This is a genomic window from Rhizobium sp. C104 (assembly GCF_022354505.1).
GTDB lineage: Bacteria > Pseudomonadota > Alphaproteobacteria > Rhizobiales > Rhizobiaceae > Rhizobium > Rhizobium redzepovicii.
Map to the genome: position 1 here is coordinate 287,894 of NZ_CP092348.1, position 16,752 is coordinate 304,645.

General features: G+C 61.8%; 17 protein-coding genes and 1 pseudogene. 11 read left to right on the plus strand and 7 right to left on the minus strand.

The annotated features are described in order from the left end of the window. Positions 1-96: 96 nt before the first annotated feature. Genes puuE through MF410_RS02475 form a run of 6 tightly spaced genes read left to right on the plus strand, consistent with a single transcriptional unit; the run spans position 97 to position 3,480 of the window. The gene (gene puuE, locus MF410_RS02450; protein ID WP_097626526.1) at positions 97-1,020 is read left to right on the plus strand and encodes an allantoinase PuuE; all 924 of its coding nucleotides are present in this window, start codon (positions 97-99) and stop codon (positions 1,018-1,020) included. Beyond that, on the plus strand, positions 1,020-1,520 hold the full coding sequence (gene uraD / locus MF410_RS02455; protein ID WP_097626528.1) for a 2-oxo-4-hydroxy-4-carboxy-5-ureidoimidazoline decarboxylase: 501 nt from the start codon (positions 1,020-1,022) through the stop codon (positions 1,518-1,520). Before puuE ends, uraD begins: the two co-directional genes overlap by 1 nt. Then, positions 1,517-1,879 carry a HepT-like ribonuclease domain-containing protein gene (locus MF410_RS02460; protein WP_003592892.1) on the plus strand — a complete coding sequence of 121 codons (363 nt, stop codon included), beginning with the start codon at positions 1,517-1,519 and terminating at the stop codon, positions 1,877-1,879. Before uraD ends, MF410_RS02460 begins: the two co-directional genes overlap by 4 nt. 4 nt (positions 1,880-1,883) lie before the next feature. After that, complete coding sequence (locus tag MF410_RS02465; RefSeq protein WP_097626529.1) at positions 1,884-2,384, plus strand: ureidoglycolate lyase; 501 nt, start codon at positions 1,884-1,886, stop codon at positions 2,382-2,384. Continuing rightward, a complete protein-coding gene (uraH, locus tag MF410_RS02470; RefSeq protein WP_097626531.1) occupies positions 2,381-2,737 on the plus strand; it encodes a hydroxyisourate hydrolase in 357 nt (118 codons plus the stop codon). The genes MF410_RS02465 and uraH overlap by 4 nt, the downstream gene beginning before the upstream one ends. Positions 2,738-2,739: 2 nt before the next feature. Continuing rightward, entirely contained in the window at positions 2,740-3,480 is a 741-nt protein-coding gene (locus tag MF410_RS02475) for a metallophosphoesterase family protein (RefSeq protein ID WP_097626533.1), read from the plus strand. Positions 3,481-3,502: 22 nt separating this feature from the next. Here the strand turns inward: MF410_RS02475 and MF410_RS02480 are convergent, their stop codons facing one another. From MF410_RS02480 to MF410_RS02495, 4 genes are all read right to left on the minus strand, one after another. Continuing rightward, a complete protein-coding gene (locus tag MF410_RS02480; protein ID WP_097626534.1) occupies positions 3,503-5,290 on the minus strand; it encodes a flotillin domain-containing protein in 1,788 nt (595 codons plus the stop codon). Continuing rightward, positions 5,287-5,934, minus strand: coding sequence for an OB-fold-containig protein (locus MF410_RS02485; RefSeq protein ID WP_097626536.1), 648 nt, complete (start codon positions 5,932-5,934; stop codon positions 5,287-5,289). Before MF410_RS02485 ends, MF410_RS02480 begins: the two co-directional genes overlap by 4 nt. A 5-nt stretch (positions 5,935-5,939) precedes the next feature. Next, on the minus strand, positions 5,940-7,079 hold the full coding sequence (locus tag MF410_RS02490; protein ID WP_097626538.1) for a PspA/IM30 family protein: 1,140 nt from the start codon (positions 7,077-7,079) through the stop codon (positions 5,940-5,942). Positions 7,080-7,270: 191 nt separating this feature from the next. Next, positions 7,271-7,882 carry a CDP-alcohol phosphatidyltransferase family protein gene (locus MF410_RS02495; RefSeq protein ID WP_097626540.1) on the minus strand — a complete coding sequence of 204 codons (612 nt, stop codon included), beginning with the start codon at positions 7,880-7,882 and terminating at the stop codon, positions 7,271-7,273. A 197-nt stretch (positions 7,883-8,079) separates the two neighbouring features. Here MF410_RS02495 and MF410_RS02500 point away from each other — a divergent pair, with 197 nt between their 5' ends. Genes MF410_RS02500 through MF410_RS02510 form a run of 3 tightly spaced genes read left to right on the plus strand, consistent with a single transcriptional unit; the run spans position 8,080 to position 11,640 of the window. Continuing rightward, on the plus strand, positions 8,080-9,864 hold the full coding sequence (locus tag MF410_RS02500) for a bifunctional alpha/beta hydrolase/class I SAM-dependent methyltransferase (protein ID WP_097626542.1): 1,785 nt from the start codon (positions 8,080-8,082) through the stop codon (positions 9,862-9,864). A 10-nt stretch (positions 9,865-9,874) separates the two neighbouring features. Further along, a complete protein-coding gene (locus MF410_RS02505) occupies positions 9,875-11,203 on the plus strand; it encodes a phosphatase PAP2/dual specificity phosphatase family protein (RefSeq protein WP_097626544.1) in 1,329 nt (442 codons plus the stop codon). Continuing rightward, on the plus strand, positions 11,200-11,640 hold the full coding sequence (locus tag MF410_RS02510; RefSeq protein WP_097626546.1) for a hypothetical protein: 441 nt from the start codon (positions 11,200-11,202) through the stop codon (positions 11,638-11,640). The genes MF410_RS02505 and MF410_RS02510 overlap by 4 nt, the downstream gene beginning before the upstream one ends. 18 nt (positions 11,641-11,658) lie before the next feature. On the opposite strand, the gene MF410_RS02515 is transcribed toward MF410_RS02510, so the two are convergent. The 3 genes from MF410_RS02515 to MF410_RS02525 form a co-directional block, all read right to left on the minus strand. Continuing rightward, positions 11,659-12,801 (minus strand): alpha-hydroxy acid oxidase, encoded by a 1,143-nt coding sequence (locus tag MF410_RS02515; RefSeq protein WP_097626548.1) that lies wholly within the window; start codon positions 12,799-12,801, stop codon positions 11,659-11,661. Between the two features lie 87 nt (positions 12,802-12,888). Beyond that, entirely contained in the window at positions 12,889-14,199 is a 1,311-nt protein-coding gene (gene guaD / locus MF410_RS02520; RefSeq protein WP_097626550.1) for a guanine deaminase, read from the minus strand. Then, positions 14,196-15,434 (minus strand): urate hydroxylase PuuD, encoded by a 1,239-nt coding sequence (locus MF410_RS02525; protein WP_097626552.1) that lies wholly within the window; start codon positions 15,432-15,434, stop codon positions 14,196-14,198. Before MF410_RS02525 ends, guaD begins: the two co-directional genes overlap by 4 nt. A gap of 127 nt (positions 15,435-15,561) precedes the next feature. Here MF410_RS02525 and MF410_RS02530 point away from each other — a divergent pair. Then, positions 15,562-16,230, plus strand: a pseudogene (locus MF410_RS02530) (Type 1 glutamine amidotransferase-like domain-containing protein); the annotation flags it as partial. A 181-nt stretch (positions 16,231-16,411) separates the two neighbouring features. Next, complete coding sequence (locus tag MF410_RS02535; RefSeq protein WP_097626556.1) at positions 16,412-16,744, plus strand: hypothetical protein; 333 nt, start codon at positions 16,412-16,414, stop codon at positions 16,742-16,744. Positions 16,745-16,752 lie beyond the last annotated feature (8 nt).

The following is a 16,752-nucleotide window of genomic DNA, read 5'->3' on the forward strand; positions in this document are numbered from 1 at the left end:
TATTGCGCAGAAAGGATAAAAATCCGCTGCGCAGTTTCCGTCTCGACATTCCGGCTGCGGATGCTACCGTTCTTCGTCTTTTCAGAAGGTGATTTGATGGTATCCGAGACTTATCCGCGCAATCTCGTCGGCTACGGGCGTCAGACGCCCGATCCGAAATGGCCTGAAGAGGCACACGTCGCCGTGCAGTTCGTCATCAATTACGAGGAGGGCGGCGAAAGCTCGATCCTCGACGGGGATCCGGCGTCCGAAAACCTGCTGTCGGAGATCGTCGGCGCGGCGGCCTGGCCTGGGCAGCGCAATCTCAACATGGAATCGATCTACGAATATGGTTCGCGCGCCGGTTTCTGGCGGCTCTGGCGGATGTTCACCGATCTCAAGGTGCAAGCGACCGTCTACGGCGTGACGCTGGCGATGGCGCGCAACCCCGAGGCCGTCGCGGCGATGAAGGAAGCCGGCTGGGAGATCGCCAGCCACGGTTACCGCTGGCTGGAATATAAGGATTTTCCGGAAGACTTGGAGCGCAAGCATATCCTCGAAGCCGTGCGCCTGCACACCGAACTGACCGGCGAGCGGCCCTACGGCATGTATCAGGGCAAGCCCTCCGACAATACGCTGCGGCTGGTGCAGGAGGAGGGCGGCTTCCTCTATTCCTCCGATTCCTATGCCGACGACCTGCCTTTCTGGGTGAAGGGCGTCGACGGGAAACCTTTCCTGATCATTCCCTACACACTCGAAACCAACGACATGCGTTTCGCGACGCCGCAGGGCTTCAACACCGGCGATCAGTTCTTCACCTATCTCAAGGATGCCTTCGATACGCTTTATGAGGAAGGCAAGGCGGGCAGCCCGAAGATGATGTCGGTCGGCCTGCATTGCCGTCTCGTCGGGCGCCCCGGCCGGGCGGCGGCGCTGAAGCGCTTCATCGAATATGTGCTGAAACACGACAAGGTCTGGATTCCGCGCCGCATCGAGATCGCCGCGCATTGGCACAAGCATCATCAGCCGGACGCGATCTGATGCTGTCGCGCGAGGATTTCGTTTTCCGCTTCGGCGGCGTCTTCGAACATTCGCCTTTCATCGCCGAGCGTGCCTATGACGCCGGCGGCCTGACCGAGCCGCTGACGGCATCAGGCGTGCATGCGGCGCTTGCGGCCGTCTTCCGCGCCGCAAGCCCGGAGGAACGTCTCGGCGTGCTCCGCGCCCACCCCGATCTTGCCGGGCGTCTTGCCATATCCGGCGAACTTACCGAAGACAGCCGCAAGGAGCAGTCCGGCGCCGGTCTCGACCGCCTGAGCCCTGCCGAACACGCCCGCTTCACCGAACTCAATTCGGCCTATGTCGAAAAATATGGCTTTCCCTTCATCATCGCCGTCAAAGGACTCGGCAAGGAGGATATTCTGGAAGCTTTTGAAACACGGATCGGCAACGGCCGGGACGAAGAATTTGCGACCGCGACTGCGCAGGTCGAAAAGATCGCGCTGCTGCGTCTGACCTCGATGCTGCCGGAGGCGGAATGAAGGAGAGGCGTGCCATCGACTATCTCAATGACATGCAAAAGGCGGCATCCGAAGCGCTGTCCTTCATCGGCGGAATGGATGAGGCGGCTTTCGCCGAGGATCAGCTCACTTTCAAGGCCGTTGCCTTCTGCCACTTCACCATCGGTGCCGCGGCATCCCGTCTGCTGGTGACGCATCCGGAATTTGCCACCGAGCATCCCGGCCTGCCGTGGACAAAGATCTGCGGCACGGGCAATCGCATCCTCGACGATGTCTTCGATCTCGATCCTTCGGACATCTGGGAGGCGACCTATCGGACGCTGCCGGAGCTTCTTCGCGAGATCGATGCCGTCCGCAACTGGCATGCCCAAGGTGAGTGAGGCCATGCCCGAATTTCTCGACATTTGCCCGCTCACCAGCGCTGCCTTCGCTGCCTTCGGCGAAGTCATCGAAGCCGATCCGGCCTCGATGCGGCTCATCAATGGTGGCACGACCGAACGGTTTCACGCGCTGGCTGTGGCGGAGGCGGCGGGCGAGGGCGCGCGCGTCATCATCAATCTGTTTCGCGGCCAGCCGCGCAGTTTCCCCTATGATGTCGATATGATGGAGCGTCATCCTTTCGGCAGCCAGAGTTTCTCGCCGGTTTCCGGCCGTCCTTTTCTGGTCGTCGTCGCCGAGGACGAGAGCGGACGCCCGGGCAGGCCGCAGGTGTTTTACGCGCGGGGGGACCAGGGTGTGAACTACCGCCGCAATGTCTGGCATCATCCGCTGATGGCGCTTGGCCAAGTCTCCGATTTCCTGGTCGTCGATCGCGAGGGGCCAGGCAACAATCTGGAGGAATTCTTCTTCGAAACCCCCTTCGTCATCAGAGAGCCAGCCCCATGACCGGACTGACCACGCATGTTCTCGATACCGCCTTGGGCAAGCCAGCCGAGCGGCTCAGGATCGATCTTTTCCAGCTCGATGGCGAAATCCGCAGGCATCTGAAGACGGTCGAGACCAATGCCGATGGCCGGGTCGACGGCGGCCCCATCCTTGCCGGCGAAAATTTCCGGGCCGGCACCTATGAACTGGTCTTCCACGCCGGTGATTATCTGAGGGGGAGCGGCACGCCGCTGCCGCATCCGGCTTTCCTCGATCTTGTACCGATCCGTTTCGGCATCGCCGATATCACGGCGCACTACCATGTGCCGCTGCTGATCTCGCCCTACGGCTATTCCACCTATCGAGGCAGTTAATTATGAAATTCGCCGCGATCGCCGACATTCACGGCAACCATCTGGCGCTTGAAGCCGTGCTTTCGGATATTCGCGCTGAAGGTATCGAGGAGATCGTCAACCTCGGCGATTTCTTCAGCGGTCCGCTCGATGCCGGCCGGACGGCGGAGCTGCTGATGCCGCTTGGCCTGACCTCGGTCTGCGGCAATCATGACCGCTACCTGATCGAGCAGGATCCGGCGACGATGCATGTTTCGGATGCCTCAGCCTATCGGCAGCTGACGCCGGCCCATCTCGACTGGATCCGCGGCCTGCCGTTCGACACGGTCTATCGCGGCGAGGCCTATCTCTGCCATGCGACCCCAAAGAACGACAATCTCTATTGGCTGGAATCGGTCTCGCCCGAAGGATTGGTCTTCCTGAAGCCGATCGAGGCGATCGAGGCGCTGGCTGAGGGTATCGACCTGCCGCTGATCCTCTGCGGCCACAGCCATCTTCCCCGCGCCGTCCGGCTCTCCGACGGCCGCCTGATCGTCAATCCCGGCAGCGTCGGCTGCCCCGCCTATGACGATGTGCTGCCTTACTACCACAAGGTCGAGGCCGGCCACCCGCTGGCGAGCTACGCTATTCTGGAAAAGACGGCGGCCGGATGGATATGGCAGTTTCGAACCGTTGCCTACGACCATGTGGCGATGTCGGCACTGGCCGGCGAAAGGGGCCGTGCCGACTGGGCGAGTGCCTTGGCGGCGGGCTGGGTGAGATAGCCAAGACCCGCCTGCGCTGCGATCAGTCCTTCTTCGGCGACGAAGGGGCGATCGTCTTTGCCGGGGCCGCGGCCGGTGTTGCCGGCGTTGCCGGAGCAGCAGCCGATGTTGCCGGCCTTGCCGGAGCCGTGGGCGGTATTGCCGGCTTTGCCGGTGCTGCGGCTGGTGTTGCGCCATTGAGATTTCCAAGGAGCGACGAGATAGCATCGTCGCCGTCGAAGCCGGCTTCCTTCATCAACCTGTCGAGGATCGGTTTGTTGGCCTGATAGGACAGAAGCTGGCCGGCCAGTCCTTCGCCAAGCCCGATGCCGTTTCCGCCGGTCGCGCCGTTTCCGCGGCCAAGCATGCCGCCGGTGTCGAAGATCCGGATATCGGAGATCTTTTCGATCGGCTTGACCGCCTCGGCAAGCGCCTCGGGAATGATGCGGATACGTTCGCGGGTGATCTCGAACTCGATGATGGCAGCGCTCAGTTTGTTACGCGCGTCGTTGAGCAGGGCTTCGCTCTCGGCCGCGGCCTTGCCGGTTTCGAGAATACCCTTGGCCTTGATGATCGCCGCATCCGCTTCGGCGGTCGCCAGCGTCTTGATGGCTTCGGCTTGGTCGCTTGCGGCCTGTTTTTCAGCCTCGGCGCCGACGGTGACTGCGGTTGCGTCCGTCTCGGCTTTCTTGCGCGCATCGATCACGGCAATCTGCCTTTCGCGTTCGGCGATCTCGATCGCCTTGGCGGTGCCGACTTTTTCCTCTGCCGCAATCGCCAGCGCCCGGGCCGCTTCCGCAGCCGCCTTCGCCTCGGATTCTTCACGGCTTTTGTTGGCAACGGCGATCGCGCTTTCCTGCGCGACGATCTGCAGGTCACGCTTGGCTTCGGTGTCGCGCTGCTGCACGGCGCGGGCCGAATCGATGTTGGCGCTTTCGCGGGCCTGTTTGGCGGCTGCCTCGCGTTCGGCGACCGCCTGTTCGGAGGCGATGCGGGCTTCTTCCTCGGCGCGTTTTGCCGCCTGCTCCTGCTGGGCGGTTTCGGCGCGCGTCGCCGCGGATTTGTTGGCGATGTCGCGTTCCTGGCTGAGTTCGGCTTCCCGCTTGGTCCGCTCGATGGTCAGCGACTGCTGGCGGGCCTCCAAATCTTTCTGGGCGATGGCGACTTCGGTATCGCGAACGATTTCGTTTCGCTCCTTCTTGCGACCCTCGGTGATGCGGGTCAATGCCGCAAGACCTTGCGCATCGAAGAAGTTGTTGGCGTTGAAGTGCTTGATGTCGGTCTGGTCGAGGCGTGTCAGCGACACGGATTCGAGCTCGAGGCCGTTCGACTGGAGATCGGCGCCGACGGCTTCCTGCACGGCCTTGACGAAGTCCATGCGCTGTTCCTGCAGCGCGTCGAGATTCATTGTCGCGGCCACCGAGCGAAGGCCGTCGACGAATTTTGCTTCGATCAGGATACGAAGCGCCTCGGCATCGTTGGTGCGGCTGCCGAGCGTCTGAGCGGCCAGCGCGATCGAGGAGGCGTCGGGTTTGACGCGCACATAGAATTCGGCGCCGATATCGACGCGCATGCGGTCCTTGGTGATCAGTGCATCGCCCTCGCCGCGGCGAACCTCGAGCCGCAGCGTCTTCAGGTTGACGCGGGCGATCGAGTGAAAGATCGGCAGAACGACCGAACCGCCGTCGAGCACAACCTTCTGGCCGCCAAGACCGGTGCGCACATAGGCTTCGTCGCGGCTGGAGCGGGTGTAGAGAGAGGCGAGGACAAAACCGATGCCGAAGATCAGAACGATCGCGATAGCGGCCGGTAGAATAATGTCATACATCATGACTGCTCCCTGAAAGATTGATTGTCCGAGCCGGTGGGGTCCACCAGGGCGGGAATGGCGATAAATACATCTGCGTTGCGATCGACGAGGAGAACCTGCGTGCCGATGCCGAGAGGCTGCTGATCCTTGGCGGCCCTGGCTCTCAGCACATGCCAGTTGCCATGCTGGTCCTTGACGCGGACGCGTCCCGGCAGTCCCTGATCGAGCGGGCCGAGGGACACTTCGGCGGTCCGGCCGACGAAGGTGTCGAGATCGACCGCATAGGTCTCGTCGTGCGGCACGATCCGCGCCACGGTTCTGCTCGATGCCCTGACCATGGGGAAGGTGATCAAAAGGGCCGGAATGACGGCGATGACGGAGGGTAGCGGCGCCCAGAAGGTGTTGGCGACGGCCTGGACGGCAAAGCCTGAAATGGCGAAGAAGCCGAGTGTCAGCATCAGCAGAATGAGCAGGGGAACGCCGCCGAGATTGAGCCAGGAGAGATAGCCAGCAATGCCGTCATGGCCATGGAAATCCGGCTTTCCGAGAAGTTCCGTGATCGAAAAACCCATGACGGTCGCCAGCATCTCGATCGCCGTCAGGCCCGCGAGCACGGCGGCGGCAATGGCAAAGGGAGCACATTCGGGCGCGAAGAAAAGTGCCATCGGCGTTACCGGCTATCCGTCTTGAAGCGTGCGAGGCGTGCCTCGATCGCGCGTTCGCGATGCAACCGGTCGAGTTCGTCCAACTCGGAACTATTGGTATGCTCGGCTGATGGCACGCCGGTCAGCCGCGAGACCGCCGCGGCGGCGCGGGCGGCACCTGCGCCGGGCGTCGGTCTGTTGTGGCCGGCTGCGGCCTCTTCGGGATGCTTGGCGATGCTGCGCTTGAAATCGGCAAGGCGGGCGTCGGCCTCGCGGCGGGTGGCGAGAACGGCCTGGAGGGCTTTCTGGCCTTCGTCCAGCTGCTCCCGGGCGTCGGCCAGTGCCTTGTCGAGCGCGGCGATCTGGGATTCGAGATCGATCTGACGGGCGACGCCGGCCTTTGCGAGATCATCCCGTCCGGAGGAGACGGCAAGGCGGATCTTTGCGTCGAGCGCGTCCATGTCTTCAACGATTTCGTCCTTGCGGCTCTGGATGCGGTATTCCTCAGCGCGCGCCTTGCCGAGGTCGGTGCGGGCTTCCTCGGCCGCCGCATCGATTTCGCGGATCGCCTGTTCGATGACGGCGATCTTGTTGACGCCTTCCGCTTTGTCGATCGCTGCATTGGCGATGCCCGCGATCAGGCGACCCATGCGTGAAAGAATGCCTTCATTCGTCATGTTTTCCTCCATCCGAGCGGAATTCGGCGTGACGCCGATGTTAATCTCGTAGCGATCGTGGTCCGCTACAAGGTATGCGGGAAAAATACTCTCCCATCCCTTGGAATAACCCGCGACATCGAAAGCCACGGCAACACGTCCGTGCACCGTAGCGATCGTGAGATCCGATGGCCCCTTGATGGCGAAAAGCTTGTCGTCGAGCGGCAGCTGCAGCGGATCGGGGATGGCGCCCCGATTGGCGGCGAAATCGCGCAGGCCGAGCGTCACCAGCCGCGCCGGCAGGCCCGTCTGCTCGCGGACCGTCTCGTAAGCAAGATCATGCAGGACCACGAGATTGGCGCCGGCCTTGTCGTCGATGAGTTCGGTCAGGATGCCGGTCATCTTGCGATAGGCGGCAATGGTGTCATCAAGCGCCTGCCGGGCCTGATCGTCAGGCGCCAGCATGTAGCGCAATAGCGAAGGATGCGGTGTCTTGCTCGTGGGTGCCATGGATAAAACATAAAGCACCGCTTTTGTGCTTTCAAGGGGAGGCGCAAAAAATACAACCTTTGCTTAACGTATCGTTAGAAGGCGGGAGGCGTCGAACGATACGCGCTGTAAGCAAGTTGCAAGAAGCAGCGTTTGAGACATTCCGAATTACATTGCAGATGGAAGAACCGGCATCAGATCGGCTCCGCTCCCTATCGAGCGGCCGTGCGCGCCTCGCGAATGCCGGCGCTGATACGATTGATGATGGTCCATATGAGCAGGAGAGCCACCACGGCCCAAAGCCACGAAGTCCATGCTGCAAACGTTCCACCTGCCGCGACGAAGATGCCGAGCGCGCTGAAAAGTACCGCGCGGTCGCTCTTGCCCAGTGGCCCGTCGTAACGCCGGCTTGCGCCGACGGTCTGACCCAGAACGCCGGTAAATTCCGTCAGCGCCGAAAGGAAGATGACGGCCATCGCCAGCACCAAGCCGTTTGGATCGATGAGCGCAAACGGCAAATACAGGGCGACATCCGACACGACATCGCCGATCTCGTTCAGATAGGCGCCCAAAATGCTCTTCTGCCCATGTTCGCGCGCAAGCATGCCGTCAATGGCGTTGAGGCCCATGCGCAGGAGAAACCAGACAGGCACCAGCAGGAACCAATGCGGAAGCGGAGCAACGCTCAGAAAAAGGCCGAGTGCAACCGAGACGGCGGCGGCGATTGACGTCACCTGATTGGCGGTGACGCCTCGCGCCGCAAGGGAGCGCACCAGAGGGCGAAGAATATTCTGAAACCGGGACTTCAATTGATAAACAGACATGCGACCTCAATGGAATTTCGTGGCATCGGATAAATCTAGTCCGGCTCCGGCGGTGCAGATCGTACTTGTGGGGAAGTCCATACTTCATAGCGGTTCTCGCTTAGGACTTACATTTGCGACTAGACTTTTGCAATGAATGCAAATCACTGTTCCGCTAATGGTTGCAACTCATCCATCGATCAGAATTGGAGAAGACCGTGCTGCAAACTGCCGATAGTGGGCATTCGTCATCGACGGCCAGAGCAATGCAAGAATCCGAATTTGTCTCGCATGATGGCACACGGCTCTTTTATCGGATGTGGCCTGCGACCGGCGCTGCACCGAAGGGCGCAATCATCCTTCTCCATCGCGGCCACGAGCATAGCGGCCGCGTCGCCCATCTCGCCACCGAGCTCGGCCTCGATGATTTTGCCTTCTACGCCTGGGACGCGCGCGGCCACGGGCGTTCACCGGGGGAGCGCGGCTATTCGCCATCCTTTGCCGCCTCGGCGCATGACCTCGATTGCTTCGTCCGCCATGTCAGCGAGACAAGCGGTACTGCCGTCGAAGACATCGCCGTCATTGCGCAGAGCGTCGGCGCCGTTCTCGCCACCGCCTGGGTGCACGACTATGCGCCGCCGATCCGTGCGCTGGTGTTGGCCTCGCCGGCCTTCAGCGTCAAGCTCTATGTGCCTTTTGCCAGGGAAGGCATTGCGCTCTGGGAAAAGCTTAAGGGCACATTCTTCGTCAATTCCTATGTCAAGGCGAGGTTCCTGACGCATGACCCCGAGCGCATCGCCTCGTACGAATCCGACCCGCTGATATCTAGGCCAATTGCCTCCAACATTCTTTTGCAGCTCTACGAGGCGGCAGCCCGCGTCGTCGGCGACGCCCGCGCCATCACCGTTCCGACCCAACTGCTGATATCCGGCAGCGACTGGGTGGTGCGACACGCGCCGCAGCACCGGTTCTATGAAAACCTCGGCAGCCGCATCAAGGAGCGGCATGTGCTTGCCGGCTTCTACCATGACACACTTGGCGAAAAAGACCGTACGATGGCGCTCGCCGAGATCCGCCGTTTTGTCGATGCGCGTTTCGCCGAGCCCCGGGCGCCTGCCGATCTCAGCACCGCCCATATCCAGGGCTATACGAAGGATGAGGCAGACCGGCTCGCGAGCCCTCTCGACGCCGCATCCCCACGCGGCATCTACTGGGCGCTCAGCCGCCTCAACATCAGGCTTGGCGCCCTGGTCTCAGAAGGCATCAGGACGGGGGTCAAGACCGGTTTTGATTCCGGCTCGACGCTCGATTACGTCTACGAGAACAAGCCGCGCGGGCTCGGTCCCGGCGGGCGTTTGATCGACAAGGTGTTCCTCGAGGCGATCGGCTGGCGCGGCATCAGGCAGCGAAAGCTGCATTTGCAGGAGCTGATCGACCGCGCGCTGCAGCGCCTGAAAGCAGCCGGCCGCAGCACCCATATGCTCGACATAGCGGCCGGCCACGGCCGTTATGTCCTTGATGCGATCGAGGCGGCTGCCGTGCGTCCCGATAGTGCGCGATTGCAGGATTATTCCCCCATAAACGTCGATGCCGGCCGCAACAGCATCGCCGCGCGGGGACTGGGTGATTTCGTGAGCTTCCGCCAGCAGGATGCCTTTGACGGCGAAGGGCTGGCTGCAATCATGCCGGCTCCGGATCTCGCGATCGTCTCCGGCCTGTATGAGTTGTTTTCCGACAATGCGATGATCGCCGCTTCGCTCGATGGGATTGCCCGCGCGATGCGGCCCGGCGGACTGCTCGTCTACACCAACCAGCCATGGCATCCGCAACTGGAGATGATCGCCCGTGCTCTGACCTCCCACCGCGGCGGCCAGGCATGGGTGATGCGACGGCGGACGCAGGAAGAAATGGACCAACTGGTCGCCGCAGCCGGTTTCCGCAAGCTCGAACAGCGCATCGACCAGTGGGGTATTTTCACCGTCTCGCTGGCGGAGAGAGCGTGAGGGCAAGACGTTGGGGCAGGCACGTTCAACTCTTTCTGAGGCAGCGCCGGTCCTGAGACGGGCAGCGCTCTGGCTCGTCCTCCTGGCGCCGTTCTTCTATCTGACCTATGGCGGCGCCAATTGGGTGGCGTCGCAACGCGCCCATGTGCCGAACATCGCCTTCGCATGGGAAAGCGCCATTCCGTTCCTAGCGTGGACGATCATTCCCTATTGGTCGATCAATCTGTTCTACGCACTCTGCCTGTTCATCAACACGACGCCGCGCGATGTGGATGTGCTCGCGAGGCGTTATTTGACGATCCAGCTGCTAGCCGTCGCCTGCTTTGTCGCGTTTCCGCTCGAAGCGCTCTTCGTGCGGCCGGCAACGAGCGGCCTGCCCGGTTTCATGTTCACCGTCCTCGGTGGATTCGATAAGCCGTTCAACCAGGCGCCGTCCCTGCATATCGCGCTTCTGATGGTGATCTGGGACCATCTGCGCGGCCGGCTGCCGCGGAAGGCACGGCTTTTTTGGCACTTCTGGTGCTTCCTGATCGGAGCCTCCGTGCTGACGACGTGGCAGCATCACGTCATGGACATACCGACCGGCATGCTGCTCGGTCTGTTCGCCGCCTGGCTTTTTCCGCGCGACGCCGGTTCGCCTCTCGCGAAGTTTGCGATGAGCGGCGATCCGAAGTCGCGCCGCCTTGGCGTCTACTACCTGTGCGGCGCCGTCGCATTCCTCGGTCTTGCAGTGCTCTGCACGCCTCTATCGGCCGCAGCACTTCTGTTGCTCTGGCCGGCCATGGCGCTGGCGATCGTCGCAGTCGGATATTTCGGCGCCGGCCCGCAGATATTCCAGAAACGCGCCGATGGCCGGACCACGCTTGCCAGCCGCTGGCTGCTGGCGCCCTACCGGCTCGGCGCTGTCATCAACGTTTGGCTCTGGACCCGAAAAATGCCGGCATCCGTGGCGATCGCTGATGGTGTCCATCTTGGTCGTTTTCCGCGTCGCCACGAGGCCAATCGTTTTGCCACGGTGATCGACATTACCGGCGAACTTCAGCGCCCGAGCGGGACGCTCGCGGGCTGGTCCAGCTTTCCAACCCTTGATCTGACCGGCCTCGACAAGATCCAGACCCGGGCTGCGGCGAACCTTATCGAGGTTGCGCGCCACCAGGGACCGGTCCTCGTCTGCTGTGCTTTAGGTTTCCAGCGGAGCGCCGGCGTCATCGTGCGCTGGCTGCTTATCAGCCGACGTTGCGACAATCCAGCCGAAGCGCTGCGGCTGATCGAACGGGCGGGGTGGCGTGTTTATCTGCCTGTGGAAAGTCTCCATGCCGTGGCGGAGGGTTTGCAATGACGCAGTGGAATACCGTGGCCTCTGCGGCTGCGCGAAACCTCGGCCGCAATGCAGTCGTCTGCGGGCTCACAGTGTTGTTGCCACTGATTGTCGGCCCGATCACCGCGGACTATCGAGGTTTCGCTCCAATGCTCGGCTGGCTTCTGATGCTCGTTTTCTGCGGGATTATTCTTGCGCTGGCGATCCATCTGCTTTTCGATGCGCTGTTGTTTCGCCTCGCGTCGAGCTACGAGACCGAGACGGCCGGTCTTGCCGCGATCGACGACCTGTTGTCCCGCATGCAGCTTCGCAAGCCTGACGGGACGCCGCGTGGCCTCGAGAAGCGGATTGCCGGATCGCGCCGCATCGTCTGGCAGCAGCGTCTCGCGCTCTCCATCTATCTCGTGATTTTCGCGATCCTTCTGCTCGACGCGACCGATGGGCCGCCGCTCTGCTGAGCGGCTTCTCAAGCAGGGTCACGGCCGCACAGCGATGATCGACGAGTTCACATCCTTGATGTCGCGCTTGCCGCAGAGGGCCATGGTGATGTCCATCTCCTTGCGGAGAATGCCGAGCGCCAGTGTGACGCCCTCCTTGCCCATGGCGCCGAGGCCATAAAGGAAGGGGCGGCCGATATAGGTGCCTTTGGCGCCGAGCGCGACGGCCTTCAAGACGTCCTGTCCGGAGCGGATGCCGCCGTCGAGATGGACTTCGATGCGGTCGCCGACGGCGTCGACGATCGCAGGCAGCATGCTGATCGAGGAAGGGGCGCCGTCCAGTTGGCGGCCGCCATGATTGGAGACGACGATCGCGTCGGCGCCGGTATCGGCGGCGGCCTTCGCATCCTCCGGATCGAGCACGCCCTTGATGATCAGCGGGCCGCCCCATTGCTCCTTGATCCAGGCGACATCGGCCCAGGAAAGCCGCGGGTCGAACTGCTCGTGTGTCCATGCGGCAAGCGAGGTGATGTTGGTGACATTTTTCGCGTGGCCGATAATGTTGCCGAAGGTGCGGCGCTTGGTCTTAAGCATATCCAGGCACCAGAAGGGCCGGGTCGCCATCTGCCAGATGTGTTTCGGGGTAAATCTTGGCGGCGCCGACAGGCCGTTGCGCAGGTCCTTGTGGCGCTGGCCGAGGATCTGCAGGTCCGCTGTCAGCACCAGCGCCGAACATCTGGCGGCCTTGGCGCGGTTGATCAGCCCGAGGACGAAATCCTTGTCCCGCATCACATAGAGCTGGAACCAGAAGGGACGCGTCGTCACCGAAGCGACATCCTCGATCGAGCAGATGCTCATCGTCGACAGCGTGAAGGGGACGCCGAACTCCTCGGCGGCGCGCGCCGCCAGCATCTCGCCATCGGCGTGCTGCATGCCGGTCAGGCCGGTCGGCGCCAGGGCCACCGGCATCGACACTCTCTGGCCGATCATCGTCGTTTCCAGCGAGCGGTTGGCCATGTCGACCATTACCCGCTGGCGCAGCTTGATCCGGCTGAAATCACTCTCGTTCGCCTGATATGTAGATTCCGTCCAGGCGCCCGAATCCGCATAATCGAAAAACATCTTCGGCACGCGGCGCCGTGCGCGCTGTTTCAGATCGGCGATGGTGAGCGGCGTGGCCATGAATTGAACCTTCACATCTGAATGCGGCTACAGGAAATTGGCCCTTTCAGGCTGCAGTTGGGCATCGGGGATCGATAAAGCGAGGTGTCATCCAAGCCCCGCTTTCATAGCCACACCCGCCACATAGGTTTCGGCGACCGCCCGGTCGTCGCCCATCGTCTGCAAGAGGAAGAGTTCTTCGGGCAAGGTCTTTACCGCCTCCAGTTTCAGCGCCATGGCCGGGGTCGCGGCCGCGTCGAGGACGATGAGGTCGGCTTCGGTGCCGGGGTCCAGCGTGCCGATCCGACCTGCCAGTGACAGCGCCTCGGCATTGCCGCGCGTCATCAGGTAGTAGCTTTCCAGCGGGTTCAGCCGTTCGCCGAGCAATTGCTGGATCTTGTAGGCCTCGTCCATGGTTTTCAGCATCGAATAGCTGGAGCCGCCGCCAATATCGGTCGCCACCCCGATGCGCACCGGCTTTTCGCGCCGCGCCAGCGCCTTCAGCGGAAACAGGCCGGAGCCGAGGAAGAGGTTCGAGGTCGGGCAGTGGACGGCGACCGAGCCCGTCTCGCTCATGACATCGGCTTCACGCTCGGACAGGTGAATGGCGTGGCCGAACAGGCTTTTCGGTCCGAGCAGGCCGTAACGGGCGTAGATGTCGGTATAGTCGATCGCGTCGGGATAGAGCTCGCAGGTGAATTTGATCTCGTCGTGATTTTCCGAAAGATGCGTCTGGATGTGCAGATCGGGAAATTCGCGGGCGAGCGCTGCCGTCGCTTCCATCTGCGCCGGGGTCGAGGTGATGGCGAAGCGCGGGGTGATGGCGACGTGGTTGCGGCCCTTGCCGTGCCAGTCGGCTATCACCTGACGGGTCTCGTCATAGCCCATCTCCGGCGTGTCGAGCAGGCCTTGCGGGGCGTTGCGGTCCATCATCACCTTGCCGCCGACCATGCGCATGTTGCGCTTCATCGCCTCGGCGAAAAAGGCGTCGGCCGAGGTCTTGTGCACGGAGCAATAGGCGACCGCCGTGGTCGTGCCGTGGCGGATCAGTTCGTCGTAGAAATGCGTGGCGATCCTTTGCGCGTGTGCGCTTTCGACGAAACGGCATTCCTCAGGAAAGGTATAGCTGTTCAGCCATTCGAGCAGGTTGGCGGCATAGGAGGCGATCACCTGCATCTGCGGAAAATGCAAATGCATGTCGATGAAGCCGGGCAGGATCAGATGCGGGCGATGGTCGATCTCGATCACATCAGCGGCTGCCTTTGCCTTCACGTCGGCATAGGCGCCGGCCGCCGCGATCAGCCCGTCTTCGATCAGCAGACCGCCATCCTCCTCGTAGAGATAGCTCTGGCTGTCGGTCAAACTCAGCGGCGCGCGATGAAAAGAAAGCAGGCGGCCGCGCAGGAGTGTCGTCGTCATTGTTTCTTGCCTTCGACTGCGCTTTCGAACCAGGCGACCAGCAGCTTGCGTTCGTCCGGCGTGATATCGGTCACGTTGCCGGGCGGCATGGCATGGGTGCGGCCCGCTTGTATATAGATCTCGCGGGCATGGGCGGCAATTTCCGCGTCGTTTTCGAGCATCACCTCTTTCGGCGGCCGCACGATGCCCTCATAGACGGGCTCGGCGGCGTGGCACATCGAACAGCGCGTCGCGACCAGTTGCTTGACGGCGGGAAAATGCGGATCGCCGGCGAATTGCTGGAAGGCGGGCGCCACCGCCGCCGTATCCTTATCGCCGGTCAGCAGCTTCGGCACCGTCGAAAGCCACATGATCAGGATGAAAAGGACGAGGGTGACGATCCAGGTCCAGGTCGGCCGGCCTTTCCTGGCATGGGTGGTGTTGAACCAGTGGCGGATGGTGACGCCCATCAGGAAGACAAGCGCCGCGATCACCCAATTGAACTGTGTTCCGAAAGCCAGCGGATAGTGGTTCGACAGCATGAAAAAGATGACGGGCAGGGTCAGGTAGTTGTTGTGCAGCGAACGCTGCTTGGCGATCTGTCCGTATTTCGGATCGGGCGTTCGGCCGGCGATGAGATCGGCGACGACGATCTTCTGGTTGGGGATGATGATCATGAAGACGTTGGCCGACATGATCGTCGCGGTGAAGGCGCCGAGATGCAGGAAGGCGGCGCGGCCGCTGAAAAGCTGCGTATAGCCCCAGGCCATGAAGACCAGCACGACGTAGAGGACTGCCATCAGTCCCCAGGTGTTGCGACCGAGCGGCGACTTGCAGAGCAAGTCGTAGACGATCCAGCCGAAAGCCAGGGATGCCAGCGAGATCGCGATGGCGACCGGCGGGCTGATATCGAGCACATGGCGATCGATGAGAAAGAGGTCGGCGCCGCCATAATAGACGATGCACAGCATCAGGAAGCCGGATATCCAGGTGAAATAGCTCTCATATTTGAACCAGGTCAGGTGCTCCGGCATTTGCGCGGGTGCCACCAGATATTTCTGGATATGATAGAAGCCGCCGCCATGGACCTGCCATTCCTCGCCATAGGCGCCGGGCGGCAGATGTGGGCGTTTCACCAGTCCGAGATCGAGCGCGATGAAATAGAAGGACGATCCGATCCAGGCGATCGCGGTGACGACATGGAACCAGCGCGCCGCGAAGGCGAGCCATTCCCATGCTATGGCATATTCATACATCGAGTTCCCCTATCTTCCTCCGAACTCGTAACATTGCGGAAATTTTGGCGGGGAGGGAAGAGGAGATTGAAAGACCGCACATGTGCACCGGTTTCCGCAACGGTGGCGAGGCCGAAGGAGCCATGGAATGATCACCGCGCTCTACAGCGATCAGCTCATCGCCGAAAACGCGCCGATGGACCGGCGGCTCGCGGCGCTCATTCTGTCGCGTGGTAACCGCATCGGCTATATCGCCTCGGCCCCGGAGCCGCAGCGGGCGTTCTTCGACGAGAAGCGGCAGTATTATGCCCGATATGGCCTTTCTCTCGATCTCTTCGTCGATCTCGACGCGCTTGCCGGCGGCGAGGAGATCGGCCGGCTGTTTGCCTGCAACGCCATCCATCTCACAGGCGGCCACACCGGCGATTTTCTGAGACGGCTGCGCCAAAGCGGCATGCTGGAAAAACTGCGCGCATGGGCGCTTGACGACGGCATTCTCGTCGGCACCAGCGCCGGGGCGATTTTGATGACGCCGACGATCGCCGCCGATGCGCTCTTTGAGGGCGGTTCGCCGGAGGCGGTACGGGATGGCGCGGCTCTTGATCTCATGCCCTTCGAGTTCTTTCCGCATCTGAACGACGATCCCGGCTATCTCCCCGCGCTGCTGCGCTACAGCGAGACCACGGCAAATCCTATTCTCGCGTGCCGGGACGGTGAGGGTCTCATTCTCTGCGATGGGCTCGTCGAAATCTTCGGCGCTCCGCTGATGATCGCTGGCGGCTTTGTCGAAGCTGCCGATCGCGGCCGCATCGCCGAATCTGCTGTCCCGTGCCTAAAAGCTGCCGAGAATGCTGTGCATTATCTCCGTCTTATACTCGATCTGCTAATATAGTGGATCTTGAACGATGACGACTCGATTGCAGTTATGTTTAAGGCCGCCGGAATAAATAAGAAAAGTTAGATCGTCGGCGGCGCATTCATCAACGGAGAAGATGCCCATGCGCAGCATTCTGACGTGTGTGATGATTGCGTATGCGTCGCTGGCGATGGCTCACGACGCACCGTCGGGGTGGAGTTATGACCCCTATTGTTGCAACGGCGACAGTCATAATGGCGACTGCCAGATGATCCCTTCGAAGAGCGTGGCGGTGACGCCGGGCGGATATCGTGTCACGCTGCTGCCGGGCGACCACCGGCTGGTCACGCATGCCCACGTCTTCCTGCTGCCGATGACGAAGGCGATGCAATCCGGCGACAACGACTATCATCTCTGTTTATTCCCGAACGAGGACACGCCGCGCTGCTTCTATGCGCCGGAGATGGGATACTGAGGCCACGG

Excerpts from the sequence above, each read along its gene's own strand:
- guaD (WP_097626550.1), bottom strand. The coding sequence starts at position 14,199 with ATGACGACGACACTCCTGCGCGGCCGCCTGCTTTCTTTTCATCGCGCG.
- puuE (WP_097626526.1), top strand. The coding sequence starts at position 97 with ATGGTATCCGAGACTTATCCGCGCAATCTCGTCGGCTACGGGCGTCAG.
- MF410_RS02495 (WP_097626540.1), bottom strand. The coding sequence starts at position 7,882 with ATGTCTGTTTATCAATTGAAGTCCCGGTTTCAGAATATTCTTCGCCCT.
- MF410_RS02535 (WP_097626556.1), top strand. The coding sequence starts at position 16,412 with ATGCGCAGCATTCTGACGTGTGTGATGATTGCGTATGCGTCGCTGGCG.
- MF410_RS02480 (WP_097626534.1), bottom strand. The coding sequence starts at position 5,290 with ATGATGTATGACATTATTCTACCGGCCGCTATCGCGATCGTTCTGATC.
- MF410_RS02490 (WP_097626538.1), bottom strand. The coding sequence starts at position 7,079 with ATGGCACCCACGAGCAAGACACCGCATCCTTCGCTATTGCGCTACATG.
- MF410_RS02510 (WP_097626546.1), top strand. The coding sequence starts at position 11,200 with ATGACGCAGTGGAATACCGTGGCCTCTGCGGCTGCGCGAAACCTCGGC.
- MF410_RS02460 (WP_003592892.1), top strand. The coding sequence starts at position 1,517 with ATGAAGGAGAGGCGTGCCATCGACTATCTCAATGACATGCAAAAGGCG.
- uraH (WP_097626531.1), top strand. The coding sequence starts at position 2,381 with ATGACCGGACTGACCACGCATGTTCTCGATACCGCCTTGGGCAAGCCA.
- MF410_RS02465 (WP_097626529.1), top strand. The coding sequence starts at position 1,884 with ATGCCCGAATTTCTCGACATTTGCCCGCTCACCAGCGCTGCCTTCGCT.
- MF410_RS02515 (WP_097626548.1), bottom strand. The coding sequence starts at position 12,801 with ATGGCCACGCCGCTCACCATCGCCGATCTGAAACAGCGCGCACGGCGC.
- MF410_RS02525 (WP_097626552.1), bottom strand. The coding sequence starts at position 15,434 with ATGTATGAATATGCCATAGCATGGGAATGGCTCGCCTTCGCGGCGCGC.
- MF410_RS02475 (WP_097626533.1), top strand. The coding sequence starts at position 2,740 with ATGAAATTCGCCGCGATCGCCGACATTCACGGCAACCATCTGGCGCTT.
- MF410_RS02485 (WP_097626536.1), bottom strand. The coding sequence starts at position 5,934 with ATGGCACTTTTCTTCGCGCCCGAATGTGCTCCCTTTGCCATTGCCGCC.
- uraD (WP_097626528.1), top strand. The coding sequence starts at position 1,020 with ATGCTGTCGCGCGAGGATTTCGTTTTCCGCTTCGGCGGCGTCTTCGAA.